Annotated in this window: 14 protein-coding genes; 9 read left to right on the forward strand and 5 right to left on the reverse strand. The window is 39.9% G+C overall.

The annotated features are described in order from the left end of the window. Positions 1 to 107: 107 nt before the first annotated feature. The 4 genes from LC454_RS09405 to LC454_RS09420 all read right to left on the reverse strand — a co-directional run bounded on the left by LC454_RS09405 (position 108) and on the right by LC454_RS09420 (position 4,612). Entirely contained in the window at positions 108 to 1,577 is a 1,470-nt protein-coding gene (locus LC454_RS09405) for a glycine--tRNA ligase (RefSeq protein ID WP_223581756.1), read from the reverse strand. 90 nt (positions 1,578 to 1,667) lie between these two features. After that, positions 1,668 to 2,135 carry a thioredoxin-dependent thiol peroxidase gene (bcp, locus tag LC454_RS09410; RefSeq protein ID WP_223581758.1) on the reverse strand — a complete coding sequence of 156 codons (468 nt, stop codon included), beginning with the start codon at positions 2,133 to 2,135 and terminating at the stop codon, positions 1,668 to 1,670. A gap of 130 nt (positions 2,136 to 2,265) precedes the next feature. Next, entirely contained in the window at positions 2,266 to 3,990 is a 1,725-nt protein-coding gene (locus LC454_RS09415) for a M23 family metallopeptidase (RefSeq protein WP_223581760.1), read from the reverse strand. Between the two features lie 10 nt (positions 3,991 to 4,000). Then, positions 4,001 to 4,612 carry a fumarylacetoacetate hydrolase family protein gene (locus LC454_RS09420; RefSeq protein WP_223581762.1) on the reverse strand — a complete coding sequence of 204 codons (612 nt, stop codon included), beginning with the start codon at positions 4,610 to 4,612 and terminating at the stop codon, positions 4,001 to 4,003. Between the two features lie 483 nt (positions 4,613 to 5,095). Between LC454_RS09420 and LC454_RS09425 the strand changes: the two genes are divergently transcribed. The 9 genes from LC454_RS09425 (at position 5,096) to LC454_RS09465 (ending at position 20,209) form a co-directional block, all read left to right on the forward strand. Continuing rightward, positions 5,096 to 5,731 carry a DUF6266 family protein gene (locus tag LC454_RS09425; RefSeq protein WP_223581764.1) on the forward strand — a complete coding sequence of 212 codons (636 nt, stop codon included), beginning with the start codon at positions 5,096 to 5,098 and terminating at the stop codon, positions 5,729 to 5,731. A 36-nt stretch (positions 5,732 to 5,767) separates the two neighbouring features. Next, on the forward strand, positions 5,768 to 6,427 hold the full coding sequence (locus LC454_RS09430) for an HAD family hydrolase (RefSeq protein ID WP_223581766.1): 660 nt from the start codon (positions 5,768 to 5,770) through the stop codon (positions 6,425 to 6,427). Positions 6,428 to 6,514: 87 nt separating this feature from the next. Then, positions 6,515 to 7,003, forward strand: a complete 489-nt coding sequence (locus LC454_RS09435) for a gluconate 2-dehydrogenase subunit 3 family protein (RefSeq protein ID WP_223581767.1) — start codon at positions 6,515 to 6,517, stop codon at positions 7,001 to 7,003. 7 nt (positions 7,004 to 7,010) lie between these two features. Continuing rightward, positions 7,011 to 8,726: a GMC oxidoreductase gene (locus LC454_RS09440; RefSeq protein ID WP_223582142.1), complete on the forward strand. Its 1,716-nt coding sequence runs from the start codon at positions 7,011 to 7,013 to the stop codon at positions 8,724 to 8,726. Positions 8,727 to 9,118: 392 nt separating this feature from the next. Continuing rightward, complete coding sequence (locus LC454_RS09445; RefSeq protein ID WP_223581776.1) at positions 9,119 to 12,295, forward strand: SusC/RagA family TonB-linked outer membrane protein; 3,177 nt, start codon at positions 9,119 to 9,121, stop codon at positions 12,293 to 12,295. A gap of 17 nt (positions 12,296 to 12,312) precedes the next feature. Next, positions 12,313 to 13,875: a RagB/SusD family nutrient uptake outer membrane protein gene (locus LC454_RS09450; RefSeq protein ID WP_223581779.1), complete on the forward strand. Its 1,563-nt coding sequence runs from the start codon at positions 12,313 to 12,315 to the stop codon at positions 13,873 to 13,875. Positions 13,876 to 14,389: 514 nt separating this feature from the next. After that, complete coding sequence (locus LC454_RS09455; RefSeq protein ID WP_223581786.1) at positions 14,390 to 17,443, forward strand: SusC/RagA family TonB-linked outer membrane protein; 3,054 nt, start codon at positions 14,390 to 14,392, stop codon at positions 17,441 to 17,443. Between the two features lie 42 nt (positions 17,444 to 17,485). Then, a complete protein-coding gene (locus tag LC454_RS09460) occupies positions 17,486 to 19,102 on the forward strand; it encodes a RagB/SusD family nutrient uptake outer membrane protein (protein ID WP_223581794.1) in 1,617 nt (538 codons plus the stop codon). A 213-nt stretch (positions 19,103 to 19,315) separates the two neighbouring features. Next, on the forward strand, positions 19,316 to 20,209 hold the full coding sequence (locus tag LC454_RS09465; protein WP_223581796.1) for an alkaline phosphatase: 894 nt from the start codon (positions 19,316 to 19,318) through the stop codon (positions 20,207 to 20,209). A 213-nt stretch (positions 20,210 to 20,422) separates the two neighbouring features. Here LC454_RS09465 and nrdF read toward each other — a convergent pair whose 3' ends face one another. Then, the gene (gene nrdF / locus LC454_RS09470) at positions 20,423 to 21,409 is read right to left on the reverse strand and encodes a class 1b ribonucleoside-diphosphate reductase subunit beta (RefSeq protein WP_223581797.1); all 987 of its coding nucleotides are present in this window, start codon (positions 21,407 to 21,409) and stop codon (positions 20,423 to 20,425) included. Positions 21,410 to 21,482 lie beyond the last annotated feature (73 nt).

The following is a 21,482-nucleotide window of genomic DNA, read 5'->3' on the forward strand; positions in this document are numbered from 1 at the left end:
TAAGGCTTACCAGTTCGGAAAGCCTTATTTTTATTTAATTTGTTTGCCCCTTATACAATTTGTTTCCAACTATTCAATGCGTAGCGGGGTCGTTTTTGCTTTTATATTTATAGCAATTTTTTTAGCAAAGTATTCCAACCTGCTAAATCATTTAAGATTCGTTCAAGATCAGCGATCGCGACGCGCTCTTGTTCCATGGTATCACGGTGACGGATTGTTACGGTATTATCTTCCAAAGAATCGTAGTCAACCGTAATACAGATTGGCGTACCGATTGCATCCTGACGACGGTAACGTTTTCCGATCGCATCTTTTTCATCATATTGGACATTGTAGTCCAATTTTAATGTATTCAGGATCTCACGTGCTTTTTCTGGTAAACCGTCTTTCTTAGTCAAAGGCAAAATTGCAGCTTTCACCGGTGCCAATGCTGCGGGGAATTTCAATACAACACGAGAATCTTGTTTCTCTGCGGTAGAAAGATCTTCTGTTACCAATGAATTACATAGAACAGTTAAGAACAAACGATCCAATCCGATGGAAGTCTCGATGACATAAGGAATGTAATTTTGATTGATTTCCGGATCAAAATATTGAATTTTCTTTTTCGAATACTCCTGATGCTGTTTCAAGTCAAAATCCGTACGGGAGTGGATACCTTCCACTTCTTTAAATCCGAATGGGAAGTTGAACTCGATATCCACAGCTGCATTGGCATAATGCGCCAACTTATCGTGGTCATGGTAACGGTAGTTAGCAGGATCAAATCCAAGCGCTAAATGCCATTTTAGACGTGTTTCTTTCCATTTGTTGTACCACTCCAGTTCAGTGCCCGGACGGCAGAAGAATTGCATTTCCATTTGTTCAAACTCACGCATACGCATGATAAACTGGCGTGCAATGACTTCGTTACGGAAAGCTTTTCCGATCTGAGCAATACCAAAAGGAATTTTCATACGACCTGTCTTCTGAACGTTCAGGAAGTTAACAAAAATACCTTGGGCAGTTTCCGGACGAAGATAAACCTGATCTGCCCCATCTGCCATGGCACCCATCTGTGTGGCAAACATCAAATTGAATTGACGTACTTCAGTCCAATTTTTGGTGCCTGAAACCGGACAAACGATATTATGCTCTTCAATGATTGATTTTAAACCAGCCAGATCGTCCGCGTTCAATGCCGTGTTTAACGTTTCTAAAAGCGCTGCTGCTTCTGTCGCCTTTCCGTCTGCTTCATAACGTGCAATTTTGTCTTCGATCAATTGGTCGGCACGGTAGCGCTTTTTTGAATCTTTATTATCAATCATTGGGTCATTGAACCCATCCACGTGACCAGATGCTTTCCATGTAGTTGGATGCATGAAAATTGCGGCGTCGATACCGACAATATTTTCGTGCAATTGCACCATGGATTTCCACCAATAAGTCTTTAGGTTGTTTTTAAGTTCAGAACCTAATTGACCGTAATCGTAAACGGCACTTAATCCGTCATATATTTCGCTCGATTGGAATACAAAACCGTATTCCTTCGCGTGTGATACTACACTTTTGAAAAAATCGTCTGTCTGTTTGCTCATAAGTGGCAAATATAGATATTAGTATTTAGATTTTAGTATTGCGTATTGAGTATTTAGATTTTCTCCCCACTCTTTATTCAAGCCTGAGACTTATTTAGTTATCCCTAAATCACGAATCTGCTGTGAAGCATTTTTATTGTCCACTTTTTTGATGATGTGCTGAATGATGCCCTGCTCATCGATCACAAAGGTAGTGCGTGCTGTACCCATATATTTTTTTCCGTACATGTTTTTCTCCACCCATACACCATAGGCCTCTACGAGGATTTTGTCCTCATCTACAAGAAGTTGAAATGGTAGCTCGTGTTTGCTGATAAACTTTTGATGTGATGCTTCACTGTCCACGCTTACGCCAATAATTTCAAAGCCCTCTTTTTTCAGCGATTGATAGTTGTCCCTAAAATTGCAAGCCTCTGTTGTGCAGCCTGGGGTGTTGTCTTTTGGATAAAAGTAGAGAATCACCTTTTTTCCTTTGAAATCCGAAAGATGGACGGTTTCACCATTTTGATTTTTTGCACTGAAATCCGGTGCCTGTTGTCCTATTTCTAGTGTTGCCATATGTATTTCTATTTAGCCTATTAAGATACGATATTATCCGATGAAAATCCAGCATGCACGTTAGACTTGCTTGCAAAAATGATCCAAGAATAAGGGCCCATTAAGGATGTACTACGAACAGCAGATAAAACTATCTGCTGAAAGAGGCCTCGTATGTTTTTAAATTTCCTTTATTGTCTTTGACCTCCAATTTGAAACTGTGGGTGCCACTGCTTAGATTGGATTCAAAGTCGTGCCACAGGTGTCTTGTTTTAGGATCATATTTCATCAGGGCCCATTTGCCATCTATATAAGCATCGAAGGTATCTATTCCTGAAAGATTATCACTAATGGTAAAATCTATGGAGCGTTGATTGGATACATTCTTGCCATCGCTCAGGTTACGTGCACTGATGGTTGGGGCAATGGTATCAACAGCCACATAAAAACCGCCAAATTCGCGCACATTGGCAACAACCCAACCATTTTCGTATTTCCCACCCTGCGCTCCACCATCTGTGGAGACGATCAGCGCCTTGCTATACAAACTTTCGGGTAAGCTATAGTCCGGTTTGATCATCAGTTTGTAATAGCCGAATACGGGTGTATAGCTATTGTGGATGTAATGCGCCGCGGAGTAGCCTTTTGCTGGTTTGGCGCCTTGGGAATAATTGAAATAAAGATCGTTATAGAGGATGTTTTTACCCATATAAACGCGTGCATTTTCAGCCTCATATTTGTTTTCATCAGCATAATGAAACATTTTGAGCCCTTCTGCTGACTTACGGCTGATAGATAGGGAAGGGTTGTTCTGTACCTTAAAATTGAGTTCGCTTTTATTGCCCTGAACATCCTTGACTACATATTTTACATCATGGACCTCATTGTCCTTTAACTCGATCATACCCAGGTTGTCCAGTTGTTTGTAGATATTGATCGGATTATTAGGGTCTTTAAAACTCTTCTGTACCCGAACACCAGATTTCTTTAAATAAGGGTAGTCTATATACGATTGAATCGCACGGGTCTGGTCAAAGGGGATGGATTCAAAAAGTACCGTACTGATATTTTTGTTGTCAAGAAATAGTTCGATCGAATAAACACCATAGGTAAATGAAATACCACCGCGTCGGTCTACGGTATTGATACCAAGGCCAAAGTTGCCATTAACTGGGATAGGGGCACCTGATGCCAAATTATAATTTCCATCACCGATGGATCTAATCGTCTGGTGCCTGCGTGGGGTGTTCTCGTCAAAGATTTCACGGCCAAGGTCGTAAACTGTTATACCTCTGATCAATGGTTTTACACCATCCGGAAATAACAGCCCGAACAATTGGGGATTTAATGGCAGTTGTGCTTTGGTGTCGCGGATCTCAAAATGCAGGTGTGGCCCCGCTGACCCACCTGTATTTCCCGAATTGGCAATAAACTCACCTTTTTTGACGGGTACTTGATTTGGTTTGAGAAAGACATCAACATCAAAGCGTTTTTGTTTGTATTGTTCGTCTTTTATAATTTTTGCTAGATCAGCATTGAAACTCTCCAAGTGCATATACACTGAGGTATATCCATTCGGATGGTCAATATATACGTAATTTCCGCCGCCACCGATCTGTACACGTACACGGGACACAAAACCTTCCGCCGCTGCGTGTACTGGAATATTGATGCGCTGCTGAGTGCGATAATCGTCGCCACCATGGAAATGCGTTGCCCGCAACTCACCAAATGAGCCCGATGCTTGGGGAGCGATATCCATCGGCCGTACGAAATAATTCTGCGGATAATTGCGACTTTTGATAATATCCTGTGCTTGGGCGAGGCTAAAGGCAAAGGTCAATACACTCATTAAAAATGTTGTTTTTTTCATCATGTCCGTTCCTCTATTTGATTTTGCAGCTAAACATTTTTTGCGCTCCGATAAACCCTTCCAATAGATCGCCAATTGTGACGGATCCAACACCAACCGGCGTGCCGGTATAGATCAGGTCGCCTTTACGTAAGGTGATAAATTTGGATGTGTAGACAATCAGGTCTTCAAAGGAGAAAATCATATCCTTGGTATTGCCCTGTTGGATAGTTTGCCCATTTTGTTGCAAAGAGAAATCAATAGCATCGATAGTGCTGAATTCTTCTTTGGGAATTAAATTGCTGATCACAGCGGAGTGATCAAAGGCTTTTGCCAGTTCCCAGGGAAGACTTTTTGCTTTAAGCTCCTGTTGTAGATCTCTTGCAGTGAAGTCGATTCCCAGACCGATTGCATCATAATAGGTCGAGGCGAATTTAGGCGTTACATGTTTGCCTTCCTTGCAGATCCGGAGAACAACTTCGGTCTCAAACTGAATGTTTTTGGAAAATTCTGGGTAATAGAAATCTTTGTTATCTTTTAATACCGCAGTATCGGGTTTTAAAAAAATGATCGGATTTTCAGGGACTGGATTATTGAGTTCTTTCGCGTGGTCGATGTAATTGCGACCGATTGCAATTATTTTCATTGTATAAGTCTTTTAAGGCGATGAAGCTTTCAGATTTTTTGCGCTATTCGATGATGGCAGCTATCCATCCTTTACTTTCTAGTCATTGATGAATGTATCCTACTAATGCCGAAATAAATCATGTAGATTTCATGCCTGTCTATTTTTTGAATGATATCGGAACATTTTTCAAGAGAACGACGAATTTACGAGCATGATATGCCCGCTCGGGTGCTTGAAAAAACAAACTTAACAAATGTAGAATGCTTATCCAAAAATCAAGGAGAACAACTGTATTTATAATTTATAACAATATTGCTATTTATATAGGTTTTACTTAGGTTTTGTTTAGGTTTTAGTTAGGTATAGTATAGGTAATATCTAACTAAAACCTATATTAAATCTAACTTAAACCTATTTTATAACTAAGCTAATTCAAACTTTAATATTGATCATGTGTTTATCTAGTTGACATAGGAATTAAATTAAACAAAATCTTAAAGTATGGCAATATTAGAAGATGGTCCAAATGGTGGTTTTCGAGGTAAAGTCGGTTCAATATATGGATATAATCGAATGGGGCAATGGATTATTCGAGGTGCGCGTAGAAAAAGTAATAAACCTCCAACCGAAGCACAACGCTTACATCGCCAAAAATTAAAATTGGTAAGTGAGTTTTGTAGGGAGAACAAGGCTGTTTTTGATTTTGGCTATGAGCTAAAAAAAGAAAACGGATCTAAATATGGTGCATTTCAGCTCGCGCAAAAACATGTTTTCAATGATGTGTTGGCTTTTGATGCTGATTATAATCCCGTTGTGAATTTTGAAAATTTGAAAGTGTTTGTGGGGGATTTAATGCCACCTGAGTGTACTAAGGTAAGTGTGAATGAAGGACGTATATTTTTGGAATGGATACCAAGCCCAGCGTATGATGATGAAATTTATAAGTTAAATCTGGCATGTGTTAGCTTAAACGATTTCTGTTCGTTGAAGCTTGCAGTTGCATCTGCTAGAGATGGTCAATGTTTTGTGAATATGCCGGTTGAATTAAATCAGAAAGCTGAATATCATGTTTACATTGGTGTTTGGGATACTTTTAGAAGGGCGCTTTCTAATTCGGTCTATTGTGGTGTCATTTAGTAGGATTTTTCAGCCTACTTGTGTATCTTTAACACTATGAATAAACTACAAGCCGTACTGTTTGACTTGGACGGTACCTTAATTGATTCGGAATATTTCTATTTTAAAAATTGGGCGCCGATCTTAAAACAAGAATTTGGATTGGAGATAACTTATGAAGATTGGATTCGGGATTTTGCCGGACATACCTTAGCACATAATGTAAAGCGCCTGGTTGAAGACTATGGATACGATACAACCGAAGAACACATGTGGAAAAGGACGCGTGCCGCCTACGCTGATTCTAATATGAGCGATATCGAATTGATGCCTTTTGCCAAAGATATTTTAGTCTACCTCAAACACAATAACATCCGCATTGGACTGGTGACCTCAAGTTACCGTAGTACAGTGGATACTGTTTTGGGAAAGCATGGACTGCTGGATTACTTTGAATTTTTTGTGACAAGGGAATGTGTGGAGTTTCCGAAGCCTAATCCGGAGCCTTATCGTTTGGCTCTGTCAAAATTAGGCTTGTCAGGAGCATCCTGTGTCGCAATAGAAGATACGATAACAGGAAGTAAATCAGCATTGGACGCTGGCTTGCAGTTGATTGCTGTCACAAAACAGGAGCTAGAGCGCGCTAGACTAACAGCTGTTGATAACATTGTGGAAAACTTGCAACAGGCAAAACAGCTATTATCCGACTGGATTTAAGGGCGATCGTATAATTTAATCGTTTTAGCATTTGTAATTTTATTCGGATATATGTAATATTACCGAATTGTAAAGAGAACTCTGATTATGAACCGTAGAACCGCAATAAAGCAATTTTTCATTATCGCAGGCGGACTGACTATTTTGTCATCCTGTCTGAATGATGGTGGTGCATCTATTGTATTAAATAAGCTGAAATTATCAGCAGAAGATGAGCAGTTTTTGGCTGACCTGGTGGATGTCCTTATCCCGAAAACGGATACTCCGGGTGGGAAGGATCTGAACCTGCACCTGTTTGTAATCAAGATGGTGGATGATTGTGAGTCGCCAGAAAACCAGGAGAAATTTGTTTCCGGTTTTAACAAACTAAGAAAACAGCTGAATCTGGCCAATGGCAAAGAGACAGAAAATAAGTTAGCTAACTTGACCGATAAAACGGATGAAAAGACTTTTTTTGAAATCTTTAAATCGCGTGCGATCCAAGGTTATATGAATTCAGAATATGTGATGAAGAATAAGGTGATATATAAGCTTATTCCGGGACCGTACAATGGTGCGGTGAAAATTAATGGATAAATCCAATATGGCAAATCTAAATATTGACAGTGAAAAAAATAGGACCTATGATGCTATCGTGATAGGTTCGGGAATTAGTGGTGGCTGGTCTGCAAAGGAATTATGTGAGAAAGGACTAAAGACCTTGGTATTGGAACGTGGTCGTGATGTACAGCATATTAAGGATTATCCAACCACGAATATGATGCCTTGGGAGTTTGAACATCGGAATGAGATGCCTTATAAAGTGAAAGAGGAGAATCCGATTGTCAGCAAATGTTATGCTTTTCATGAAGATGCCGCACATTTCTTTGTGAAAGATAAGGAACATCCCTATATACAGGAAAAACCTTTTGATTGGATCCGAGGATATCAGGTTGGTGGGAAATCTTTGTTATGGGCGAGACAGACGCAACGTTGGTCTGACTTTGACTTTGAAGGTCCCGCACGTGATGGTTTTGCCGTAGACTGGCCTATACGCTATGCTGATTTAGCTCCTTGGTATGCTTATGCAGAGAAGTTTGCCGGTATCGCCGGGGATCATGATGGACTTCCAGAACTGCCAGATGGTGAATTTTTGCCCGGTTACCCGTTAAATATTGTAGAGAAGTATTTTAAAGAGAAAGTTCAGAAAAAATTCCCGGAACGTAAGGTGATCTCTGCGCGTTGTGCACACCTTTCCAAGCCCAACCAGATTCACATCGATCAAGGCCGTGTACAATGCCAAAACCGTGTGCTCTGTCAGAGGGGATGTCCTTTTGGAGGGTATTTCAGCTCCAATGCAACGACGATTCCGTGGGCCGCTAAAACAGGAAATATGACCCTGCGTCCACATTCGGTGGTTCACTCTATCCTATACGATGAACAAAAAGGAAAAGCTGTAGGTGTTCGGGTTATTGATACAGATTCCAAAGAGGAGATTGATTTCTATGCAAAATTGATTTTTGTCAATGCAGCTGCCATCAATACCAATCTAATCTTGTTGAATTCCAAATCTAACCGCTTCCCGAATGGTTTAGGAAACGACAGTGGTGTATTGGGTAAATATGTTGCTTTCCACAACTATAGCGCACGTATTTATGCCGAATACGAGGGACTATTGGATTACACGGCGGAGGGAAGAAATCCTGCCGGCGGTGGATATATTCCTCGCTTTCGCAACCTACATAAACAGGAAACAGATTTCTTACGCGGCTATGCGGCAGGTTTTGGCGCATCGCGTAGTAAAGAATCAGACCGCTCTGGCCTAGGATTAGGACTTAAAGAGAATTTGTTAAACCCGAAATTGGGGATTTGGCAGGTTGGTTCACATATGATGGGTGAGACCATACCAAAAGAATCAGGCATGGTGTCTCTAGATAGCAGTAAAACAGATGATTGGGGAATTCCATTGTTGAAGATTGCCGTCGACTATGATGACAATGACGAAAAAATGAAAAAAGATTATATTGCGGTCATGACCGAAATGTTTACCGATGCCGGTTTTACGAATATTCGACCAGACACACATTGGCAAGCTCCGGGGCTGGACATCCATGAGATGGGCGGCGCACGTATGGGACACGATCCGAAAACATCTGTATTGAACAAATGGAATCAGATGCATGCGGTAAAAAATGTTTTCGTTACGGATGGTGCCTGTATGACTTCAACATCAACCCAAAATCCTTCATTGACCTACATGGCGTTCTCAGCACGTTCGGTTGATTATGCTATCAGTGAAATGAAGAAGGGAAATATATAGTTTTAGCTGGGAAAGATTTTGGAAATAAATCTTTCCCAGTTTGAATTTAAAATACTAAATTACAGCCTTAATTAAGATATTAAAACCAGAAAAACATAACCAAATAGGAAAAGCAAACAAAAATTAAACAGTATAAACCAAACGAACAAACCAAAAATTTTTACAAAAAAAGCAAAAGCGATTTAGCATTTTTTCTGTATTTATGGCGATCAATTAAACTGAGATAAAATTGATGCTTTGAGGGAAGGGATATTAAATCGAAAAAATTATAATGAAAAGGGTAATGAGCTAAAACCTTTTATTATAATCGATTATAAGGGAAAACTAAATTAAACTAAACGTTTCTAGTATTATTTTGCTAAAACGTTTTTATAAACCAAATCACTATTAATATGAGCACAGTTGACGTAAAATCATTTGTGCAGCTTGGGAAAAAATCAAAGTTATTTTTCTCATTGGCTGTCATTGCTGGTACATTTCAACAAGTCAATGCCGCTGTAGCAACTTCAGCAAATTACGAAGGTAAATCCTTTGTAAAGGAAGTTCGTAATCTGCAGCAGCAATTGAAAGGAAAAGTATTGGATGCTACCGGAAAACCTGTTGTAGGAGCCTCTGTAGCAGTTAAGGGTACCTCAAACGGGACCCAATCGGATGCACAGGGGAATTTCTCTGTGGAAGCAAAGTCCGGTGATGTTCTGGTTGTTACTTCAGTCGGTTATAAATCGAAAGAGGTGACAGTCGCCGGTGCTACCATCACTGTACAATTGGAAGAGGATCAGAGCCAATTGGATGAAGTTGTTGTTGTCGGCTACGGTACGATGCGCAAATCGGATGTAACCGGTTCCATTGCGATGGTCAAAGGGGCTGACATGATCAAAGACCAAAGTTTTAGCCCTTTGGATGCCTTGAGAGGTAAAGCATCAGGGGTAAACATTTTTTCCAATTCTAGCCAGCCCGGCGCATATGCGAATAGGGTGGTGATTCGCGGTGTTGCAACAATCAACTCGTCTTCAAACCCACTATATGTAGTGGATGGTGTTGTGATGGAAGATTTCCATTTGCTGAATCCGAATGATATCGAAAACATTGAAGTCTTAAAAGATGCCTCTTCAGCAGCTATCTACGGTGCTCGGGGCGCGAACGGTGTTATCTTAGTAACAACAAAACGTGGGAGTAAAGATGGAACACGTACAATTAGTTATCAAGGATCGGCTGGTGTAAGTTCTGTGCAGCGCTATATGGATGTATTGAATGCACAGGAATGGGTTGATGCTTTTATGATCGGTCTGGAAAATGAAAATAAATATGCTGCGCAATTTTTAAAAGATAGAGACAAAAACTGGGCGCCTTGGTCATTAAATAAAAAAGACTGGTTCAATGATCCGAACTACTTTGATGGCAATGGAAATCCATTATATGATACAGATTGGCAGAGGGAAGCAACAAGAACGGCCATTTCACATAATCACCAGTTAAATGTACAGCAAGGTGATGAGAAGTCATCGGTAGGCGCTTTCTTAAACTATACGGATCAACAAGGTGTGGTAAACAATACCTGGAACAAACGTGTGAATGGGAAGCTATCTTATGATGCCAAGCCTACCTCTTGGTTGTCTACAGCTATTAATATGACGGTTAATCATACTTGGGGACGTTATACCCCTGAAGATGGAGGTGGTCAGGAAGCGCGCCGGACCATGATCGAAATGTTGCCATGGTATCCTGTATATGATCAGAATGGTCAATATACCAATTCATCTTCCTCTACAGTCTCTGAGAAATTAGGGTTTGAAGGAATGGCAAATCCGGTGTCAATCTTGGATCTGCAAAAGAGAATGCGTTACAATACACAGATCTTTGGAAATGCCGCGTTGACCTTCCATCTGGCGGACGGCTTGGATCTAAAGACCCAATTGGGTATTGATAGCCACCGAAAAATCTATAAGGGCTACTCTTCCATATCTTTAAACAATATTTCAAGACCGAATGGTTGGGCTGAGATCAATAATACCAATACGCTTTATTGGCAAGAAGAAACTTATTTGACATATAATAAGCAGTTCGACAAACATCGGATCAATGGGATGGCTGGATTATCTTGGCAAGCGAGAACTTATGATAACGACCGTTCGCGGACAACAGGTTTCTTTGATGATTTTTACGAATATAATAACTTAGGTATCGGTATTACACCTGATCCACCAACATCAGCTTGGAACAGATGGGCGATGAACTCCTATTTCTTGCGTGCGGCCTATTCATACGATGACCGTTATTCAGCGACCGTTACAGGCCGTTACGATGGTTCGTCCAAATTTGGTAAAAACAACAAATATGCCTTTTTCCCATCCGTAGGTTTAGCATGGAATGTCTCCAATGAAGACTTCTTGAAAGGAAGCGAATCTGTCAGCAATATGAAATTGCATACCAGTTTTGGTATGACGGGTAACTCGGAGATTGATCCGTACAAATCACTGGCTATTGTGGATGCTGGAACCATCTTGTTAGATAATAATCGGGCTCCATACTCTTTTGTCAATACCATTGCCAATCCTGATCTAAAATGGGAGAAAACAGCCCAGTTTGATGTTGGTGTAGAATTGGGATTATGGCAGAACCGGTTGAATTTTGACGTTTCTTATTATCGTAAAAAAACCACAGATCTATTGTTGGATGCACCTTTACCAACGGCTTCTGGATTTAGTACTGTCATGAAAAATATCGGTTCTGTCCAAAACCAGGGTCTGGATATTATGGTTAATGGAACGATTATAGACAACGAAGACTTCAATTGGAAAGCGTCCGTGAATGCCAACTACAATAAAAATAAAGTATTGACATTGGGTGAGAATAATGCGGACATCCTGATGAATAGCTGGGTAGGCGGTGCGAATAGTATTATTCGCGTGGGTGAAAACTTAAATAGCTTTTATGGTTATAGAAGGTTAGGTGTTTATACACAGGCTGACGTGGATGCCGGAGAAGCGAAACTGGAAGATATTGGCCGAGCGAAACGCACCAAAGAGAAGGAAATTATTGGTAAAGGATTACCAGATTGGACGGGAAGCTTCGTGAATAATTTAAGATACAAGAATTTTGACTTTACACTCGATCTTCAATTTGTGAAAGGCGTAGAGATTATGCAGCAATTCTTCCACTCCACTTATGACCGTTTTGGTATTACCAACGGCTTGAAAGAGATCTTGACAGACGCATATAATGGTTCAAATCCGAATACAAAGGAGCAAGCGATTTATCTAACCAATGGCGGACACCGTGGACAGGACTCTAATGTGGACGATGCTTGGATTGCAGATGGATCTTACCTGCGTGTCAATTTAATTCAGCTTGGGTATACCTTTAAACCTGATGCGCTGAAACGTATTGGTCTACAGCGATTAAGAATCTATGCAAATGCGAACAATCCGTTCTTATTTACTTCGAACGATTTCAAAGGTTATGATCCAGAGAGTACTTCGCAAGGGGAAGGTAAATTTGGACAAAATATGACCTTTTTCGCATATCCAAGAGCGAAAACTTTCTCCTTGGGGGTAAATGTTACATTTTAATCTAGAACTTATCAAAAATGAAAAATAAATTATTTCTGTTGTTGCTAGCCGGCATGGCTTTGACAACATCTTGCAATAAATTTTTGGAAGAGGAGCCAAGGTCCAATTTATCCTTGGAACAGTATTATGCAAATGACGGCCAAGCAATGGCAACGGTGAATTCGCTTTACCGTCGTGGGGCGCCATCACGCTACTCCGTTGCTGCAAGTGCTTATGTGGGACCGACAGCTTCAATTAACACGATGCTCACCGGTTACTTTATCAATACCTATGAAGGTCAGGAACAAATCTGTTTGTTTGCGAGACAGCTGACAAGACAACAAAATACCAGTGTGGTATCGAGCACAATGAATACGATTTGGGATGAAAGCTATAAAGCGATCAATATCGCCAATGCGGGGGTCAAATATATACCTGGGATCAATATGGATGAATCCCGGAAAAAGACCTTATTGGCCGAAACAAAGTTCTTTAGAGCGTACAATTATTTTTATCTGGTCAAAACATTTGGTGCAATTCCACTATCAGTGAAACCAAATGAGACGCTGGCAGACGAGCTTTATTTAGATAGAACAGATGTTGCTAAAGTTTATGAGCTGATTGAAACGGATCTAAAAGATGCTGTCGCTGATTTGCCTGCGGCTACCTTTGCTGCAAGGGGACACCGTATTGGGAAGTATGTTGCGGCAATGACCCTGGCGAGTGTTTATTTGCAACAAGGTAAATATGCTGATGCGGCAGCTGCTGCTAAGATCGTCATCAATTCACCACATAAGATGACAGCCAATGCGGATCTGCAATTCAATAGCGCGTATAATAAGTTGCGCACTACCGATGATCTTGAAGAAGTAATTTACGCACAAGAGTATGACGCGACAATCAACAATAGTGGTTGGTGGACAACTTATGCTTTTAGTTCTTCAGCTACTTCAGTTTTTGACAAATATTCAATTTTTGAACGAATTTATGGCCCGACTAATCAGTTCTTGAATGCTTATAATACGAAAGATTTACGTATTCAACCGAATCAGTTTTTCCATTATAAATACACCAATCCGGTAAATGGTAAAACCTGGACTTCGGATGTACCTGGCATCTGGTATTACTTTGACGAGCAAGCGGCAACCGTAACGGGTCGCGGAACCAAAGACTGGAATTTCTACCGTTTCCCTGAAGCCTTGTTGACCGCAGCAGAAGGTATTGCCAAATCAACTGGCGTTAGTGCAGAAGCAGCTGGTTATCTAGCTCAGGTAAAAGCTCGTGCAAATACTGAAGGAAAAACAGTTGCCACATGGACAACAGAATTACAGGCCTTATCCGCAGATGATTTTGTCAAAGAATGTTGGAGAGAACGGTTGCGGGAGTTCCCTTTGGAATTCAAGATGTGGGATGATATCCTACGGACGAAGATGTTCCCTGTAATTTCTACGACAGAAGCTGGTAAAATAGATTTCGTTCCTTTAGTGGGCGCGAAAAACGCCTCTGGAGCAACTTTTAAAGAATCTGATTTATTGTGGCCTATCTCGCCTGATGAGATCCAACGTAACAATAAATTGACCCAGAATCCAGGGTATCAATAGAAAAAAGTAAGCGTTAGCTTCCTTAACGAATAGAATTGGGTTCATTGATTAGAGGTTTGCCTCTTCTCGATGAATCCATTTTTTATTGTATTAGTTTAAAATGTCTGTTATCGTCGTTATTACTCCCATCGCAATACGGCAATTGTGGGTTAACTTGTTTATTTTAACAACTTTTTTTGATTTAAACTTAAAAATACCTACCTTAATGTCCGAATCAAACACTTAAACTAAAAACTAAACCAAAGGAGAGAATCATATCGAATTTTCAAAAGCAGATTTTGCTTTTTTTACCTGTATAGCAAAACCGATTTTGCTAGGTGAAAAGGGCGATTTAATTGCTTTATCACATTCAATTAAGATTGTTAAACATGGGGTTTTACTGATTCCAGCATTTGTTTTAAGTACAAATGCTAGAATCATTACTTTCAACTCAAAATTTTGGGAGGGAATACTAACTAGAACAAATACTTTTTCAAATTAGCTAAATCGTTTTATACACCAATAAATACTATATATGAGCATAATTGATTTTAAAACAGTTGCGCGATTAAAGGGGAAATCTAAATTGTTTTTCTCACTCATTTTCCTTGCCGGTACAACGCAGCATGTCCAAGCTTTTTCTTCTGAAAATAGGCTAATGAGTCGATTTCTAAAAGAATTGAAAGGAGATCAAGAACAAATTAAGGGAAAAGTACTTGATGCCACTGGGAAGCCAATTTCGGGGGTTAGCATCGCGGTAAAAGGGTCGTCAAAGGGCACACAGTCAGATGTGTCAGGTAATTTCACTTTGGAGGCTAAAACTGGAGATGTATTAGTCGTTTCTTCTATTGGTTACAAAGCCAAGGAAATCACTGTTAATGGAACTGCAATTTCTGTCCAGTTGGAAGAAGATCAGAGCCAATTGGATGAAGTCGTTGTTGTTGGTTATGGGACGCAAAAAATGAAGGAAGTAACATCTTCTGTCGCCCACGTAAGCGCAGACCAATTTCGCCAAAGTGGGGCAAGAAACCCCTTGGATCTGATACAAGGTAAGGTCGCAGGTCTTCAGGTTTCCAGAAGTGGATCAAATCCCAATTCGGGAGTAGCCACGCAATTACGGGGTGCGATTTCTGTCACAGGTAGCGCCAGTCCCCTTTTTGTCATTGATGGAATACCTGGAGGTAATCCAGATCTTTTGCAGCAAGATGATATCGAATCTGTGGATGTATTGAAAGATGGATCTGGTGCTGCTATCTATGGAACTAGTGCTAACGCAGGGGTCATTCTAATTACAACAAAAAGGGGAAAACCAGGTAAAGCTATATTCAACTATTCCAGTTATTTTAGGAAGGAGTTTGTTTATAACAAACCTGATTTTTTGACTCCACAGGAGTTTAGGGACAAGATCGCATCTGGTGAGTTAAAGCAAACAGATTTCGGCAATTCCACAAAGTTTTTTGATGATTTGATTAATAAGGATAATTTTTCACAAAATCATAATCTTTCATTGTCAGGAGGTAATGAGTCAACCACTTATCGCGGAAGTGTGAATTTCCGAAATCTGGAAGGTATCGCCAAGGAAAATTCGCGAAAGGAGTATACTGTGCGAACAAGTATCAATCAGAAGGGACTTAATGATCGCTTGAACGTTCTCTTGAATATAGCGACAAATACAAACAATGCAAACTTGTTGGGCGGTGGAGGATGGGAAAGTGAAGCTACCAAAAATCCGACGCTTTCAAATTTTAACGAAGATGGATCTTATCGCTATGATCGGACAAGTACAAATGAATTTGCTCGATTATTTACTGAGACCAGTTATCGGAAACAACAGACATCTTCACTCGACGGAAAAGCGGATTTAAATATAATTGAAGGGTTAAAGGCCAGTGTTTTTGGGTCAGTGCAGCGTAATTCTTATATAGATGGTGCTTATAGGGCTTTAAACAGCGAAGCATCGTTGGAAGACCAAGATTATCCAGGTGGCGGCTATGCTTCCAAATCCAATCTGTTGAATGAAAAGTATGCGTTTGAGCCCACACTCCAATATAATACGACAGTCGCAGAGAAACATGGCATAACGGCATTGGCAGGTTACAGTTACCGTTATGAGAAAGATGAGGGGCAAAGTGCAGACAATAGGGGCTTTATAAACGATCGTTTTAATGAGGATAACATGTCGGAAGGGCAAGCGCTACGCGATGGACGTGCCAACCTGGACAGTTATAAAAACGATAATACATTGATCGCTTTTTTTGGTCGGATAAATTATACTTTCTCGGATAAGTATATGGCCCAATTTATTTTAAGACGTGAAGGTTCATCCAAATTCGGTGCGAATAACAAATGGGGGAGCTTTCCTGCGGTGTCAGTAGGCTGGAATATCAGCAATGAAGACTTTATGAAGGATGTTGGTTTTATAAATAATTTGAAATTACGTGCAGGTTATGGCGAAACAGGAAATACGGGTTTTGCAAATAATGCCTCTCGATTGACCTTAGGAGGAGGAGGTAAGTATTTGTACCCAGATGAAATCTATCGGGAAACCTATGGTCCTGATCGTAACCCTAATCCAAATTTGAGGTGGGAGACCAAGAAGGAGACAAATATTGGCGTTGATTTCACGATGTTGAGCAATAAGCTTTCAGGTTCAATTGATCTTTTTCAAAGGAAAACCGTTGATCTTTTGGATACCTATACTACCCCTCAGCCACCTTATATAAGAAATAATATCTATTCCAATGTAGGTACACTTTCCTCGAAAGGTATTGAATTAGCACTAAGCTATCGCGCTATCGAGCGTGATAATTTTAAGTGGAACATGGATTTTACGGCGAGTACATTGAAAAATGTATTAGAAAGTTATTCAAACGATATATTCAAAGTGAAATATAAAACATTTGGTGAGATCGGTGGAGCTGGCGCATTGGGTGATGCCTTTACGACTTATGAAGGGCACCGTATTGGTGAGTTTTTTGGTAAACGGTTTGCTGGATTTGATGATGAGGGAAAATGGCTATTTTATAATCGAAACGGCGAGGCTGTACGCAATGACGCGATTAATAATTCAAGAGATGATTTAAGTGCTTCTGACCTGGCGGTGTTAGGAAACGCGGTTCCAAAATATTATCTCTCTTGGACCAATAATTTCTCTTATAAAAATTTTGATTTAAGAATCTTTATGCGAGGTAAATTCGACTACGATATATTAAACACGACAGCGCTTTCTTACGGCAACAAAGTATGGTCAGGGAATCTTTTGAGAGACGCGTTTACCAAATATAAAGAAATAGACGATACCTATATGTACTCTGATTATTATTTGGAGAGCGGTAGCCATTTAAAAATTGATGAAGTTACGATCGGTTATCGGTTTAAATTGAAGAGCAATACTTGGGTAAATAATGTACGCGCTTATTTAACCGTTCAGAATTTGGCAACTATTACTGGCTATTCGGGAAATGATCCAGATTTTGTATTGGATACGGGCTTAGGTAATGAAATTAATGGACAGCGTTTGGGCATTGACAGTAGAGGTCCCTATCCCAACACCAGATCGCTTTTGTTTGGCGTAAATTTTAGTTTTTAATGAATGATTACTATGAGAAATATTGTTAAAATTTTACTTCTAGTGTGTGTAATAAATGCATCAAGTTGCACAAACCTAGATGAAAACGCTTATGATGTTATTGTCGCAGGCGATTTTTATAAGAATAAGAATGAAGTGATATCTGCAGTATTACGACCATATACGCATGCAAATGCATGGATATCACCCTCAGGGCAGGATGGATGGTGGCGACCTGCAGAGTTATCTGGGGATCAATTGGCCTGGCCAACCAAGGGACGGCATGGAGAAGACGGCGGGAAATGGAAACGGCTACATTATCATACTTGGACAGTAGATGAGGGTGGATTAAACAATGCATGGGTATTGATGTATTGGGGGGTTGGTTTGTGTAATAGTCCCATTGATATTCTTGAAAAATCTGATGTAGCGGAGATGGGTTTAACAAATGTCGAGAAAACGGAATTCATCGCCGAACTTAAGTTGCTGCGTGCATTACATTATTTAAAATTAATGGATCTATTCGGAAACATCCCGATAACGACTAAAGCCCCTAGTACAGCGGAAGAACCATTACCCAAACCTTCTTCTACGAAAGAGGTTTTTGAATTTATTGAAAAGGAAATCTTGGATAATATTGATTCAGCGCCCAAACTATCTAGAGCGATGTTAGGCCGAGTTTCGCAGGCTACAGGTTATGCGATGTTAGTCGAACTGTATTTAAATGCTGAAAAATGGCATGGGCAACCACGATGGGATGATTGTATCGCGGCGGCTGACAAATTGATATCGGGTGCTGGGGGAGGATTGAATGGTGCTATGGCGTTAGACGCTAATATAACAGACTCTTATGTGCCTACGAATGATATGTCCAAGGAAACCATTTTTTCAATTGCCTACGATTATAAAATAGCAGATTTTGCAACTGGATTTCCTGGTGAGTTTTATCATTTCGTACAAAGCGAGATTTACGGTGGCGGGAGAACTGGAAATAATGGTATTGTCTTGATCCCGGGGGTTTTTGGTCAATACAATGAAAAAGATCTGCGAAAAAAAGAATGGTTTTTAAACGGACCGATGGTTAAGTTTGTGGATGGTAAAATTGTGGAAGGATCAGAAGAATATAAGGGAGAACAGCTGGTTTTTGTCGATTATATTCGAAGGGCCAAAACTGGAGGTACATCCTCTACAATGAGCGACGGTGAAGAAAATAGTGGGATCCGTTTTAATAAATATAAACTCGGTAACTCACTTGTGGGGAATGTTAATGGTGTAAAGATACCAGTGGATGAAAATTATAATAATACGGATTGGAACGTCTATCGTTTGAGCTGGATTTATTTTGCGAAAGCAGAGGCCCTAATGCGGAAAAATGGTGGTATTGCATCTCAAGAAGCTGTTGATCTAATCAATAGTTGCAAAAAACGAGCATTTACGAATACAGATTGGGCTGAAGGGCAATATACAACGGGTACATTAACGTTGGATGAACTTTTAGCCGAGCGTGGTCGTGAGTTTATTTTCGAGGGATTCAGAAGGAGGGATTTAATTCGTTTTGGTAAATTCCACACAGCAACTTGGTGGGATCACAAGCCGACAACTGAGACAAAGACAGTATTTCCTATACCTCAACAACAAATATCGATGAACCCTAATTTAAAGCAAAATCCGGGTTATTAGTATTTAAATAAAATAATAAACCACGGAAATCAGCCTATTATTGGCTACAATGTCTTTGAGAAAGCCGCTAGGATTTTTTTCTAGCGGTTTTTTTATGCACCGGGAATCCTCTGTAACATGTTGGTTAGGTATATTAAATAATGTTTACTTAACATAATAGATAGAATAAAGTTTTTATTTTTGAATTATTAAGTCTTTGAAAGCTCAACAATTATGAAAATTAGAAATTTATTATTGCCATTCCTTTTGATAGGTCTATCTACCTGTGGTGTGATGGCACAAAGTAAAAAAATCAAACATGTCGTTTTAGTGGGATTTGATGGATTCGGTGCCTATGCCGTGCCTAAAGCTGAAATGCCAAATCTCAAAAAGATGATGCAGGACGGAACCTATAGTACACATGTGCGTACCGTTTTACCTTCGTCAAGTGCGGTGAATTGGGCTTCCATGTTGATGGGGGCTGGGCCGACAACACATGGTTATACCGAATGGGATAGTAAGACTCCTGAAATTCCGTCAACGACCAAAACTGAAAATGGGATGTTTCCTTCTTTGTTTAATGCTGTAGCTCAGAAAAATCCTAAAGCTCAATTTGCTGTGGTACATAGCTGGCCGGGGATAGGATATTTAATTGATAATAAGGTCGTCCAAAAAATCATTAATACGAAGGATGATGACGAAGCGGCATTGAATACGACTGTCGATATCATCAAAAAAGAGAAACCGACGATTACTTTTGTACATTTCGACCAACCCGATGGCGTTGGTCATAATATAGGGCATGATACGCCAGAATATTACGCTGAACTAAAAAATGTTGACCGACGAATCGGAACTTTACAACAAGCCGTCAAGGATGCAGGTATTGCTGATGAAACCATCTTTGTTGTCGCTGCGGACCATGGTGGAACGGGTAAAGGCCATGGCGGTAAATCATTGGCAGAAGTTGAGATTCCTTGGGTTATGACTGGGCCGGGAGTGCCCAAAGGTAAAGAGATCAAAGGGACGGTCATGATTTATGATATCGCACCTACATTGACCTGGTTGCTTGGCGCACCGCTTGATGCTGCTTGGCGTGGTCAGGTAATAAAAGCTTTTCAGCAATAGCATACATCTGCCCAATAAAACCGTCAGCTTTCACGAGCCCCAAGGGCTATGAAAATCAACTTGAAGGTTCTTTCTGTCAATAAACTGAACGTAGCGAGCTCATTGATACCCTAATGAAAAAATGCGTATCAATAAAAAACAGACAATTCAGAAATAAAAAATCCCCAGAAGTGACAACTTCTGGGGATTTTTTATTGGATCTATTGACAATCGTTATATATCAACAACTACATCCATTTTGAAGTCATCATCTTTTAGATGGACGATTTCTGTCGCTTTTTCGTAATTTGTCGATTTCTTAGAGAAGAAGTCGTGTTGTGTCGTTTCTGTATTCAAGCCATTCAATACAATTGGGTTGACTTGTTTTACTTCAAAGATCGGATCAAAACCTAAGTTCATTAATGCCTTGTTTGCATTGTAACGAACATATTCTTTAACCTCTGCAGTCAAACCTACTTCAGTGTAAATCTCTTCGGTATACTTCAATTCGTTTTCATACAAGTTATAAAGTAAAGCCAAGAAACGTGCTTTTACCTGATCTTGATTCTTTAATTTTTTGAATTGATCCTGTGCCATCAATCCTACGAATACACCGTGAATAGATTCATCAGCGATGATTTTCTTGATGATATCCGCAGAAGCAACCATTTCACCTTGACCGCATAACCACAATGGTAGGAAAAATCCAGAATAAAACAAGAAAGATTCTAACAATACGGAAGCGGCCATAGCCATGTAGATTTCCTCATCGGAAGCATCTTCTTTATCGATAGTACGGTAATAACCATCGATCATCTGCGCTTTGTATTGCAGGTATTTATTTTGTTGAACCCACTCGAAGATATCATTGATTTCAGCTGTCGTTGAAACCGTTGTGAAAATAGTTGAATATGATTTCGCGTGAATGGCCTCCATCATACACATATAGGATAATACAGCCTTATTCTGTAAAGTATCTATGTGGTCGATGATTTTTGGCATACCCGTATGACTCTGCAAGGTATCTAACAGGGTCAAACCACCTAATGCTTTTTTATAGGCATCTTTCATTTCTGGGCTGATACGTTTCCAACTATCGATATCTTTTGATGGAATGTATTCGGTGTCAATCCAGAATTGACGAATGTTTTGTTCCCAGAACATCAATACATAATCGTTCTCGGGAGTATTCCAATTGACAGCTTTATATGTTTTACTCATTTTTATTTTAAAGTATTAGGCATTTATTATCATGTATTTGAATTTCTGATCTGTTGATTAAGCCAAAAGTTGC

Source organism: Sphingobacterium sp. GVS05A, from assembly GCF_019969845.1.
Classification (GTDB): domain Bacteria; phylum Bacteroidota; class Bacteroidia; order Sphingobacteriales; family Sphingobacteriaceae; genus Sphingobacterium.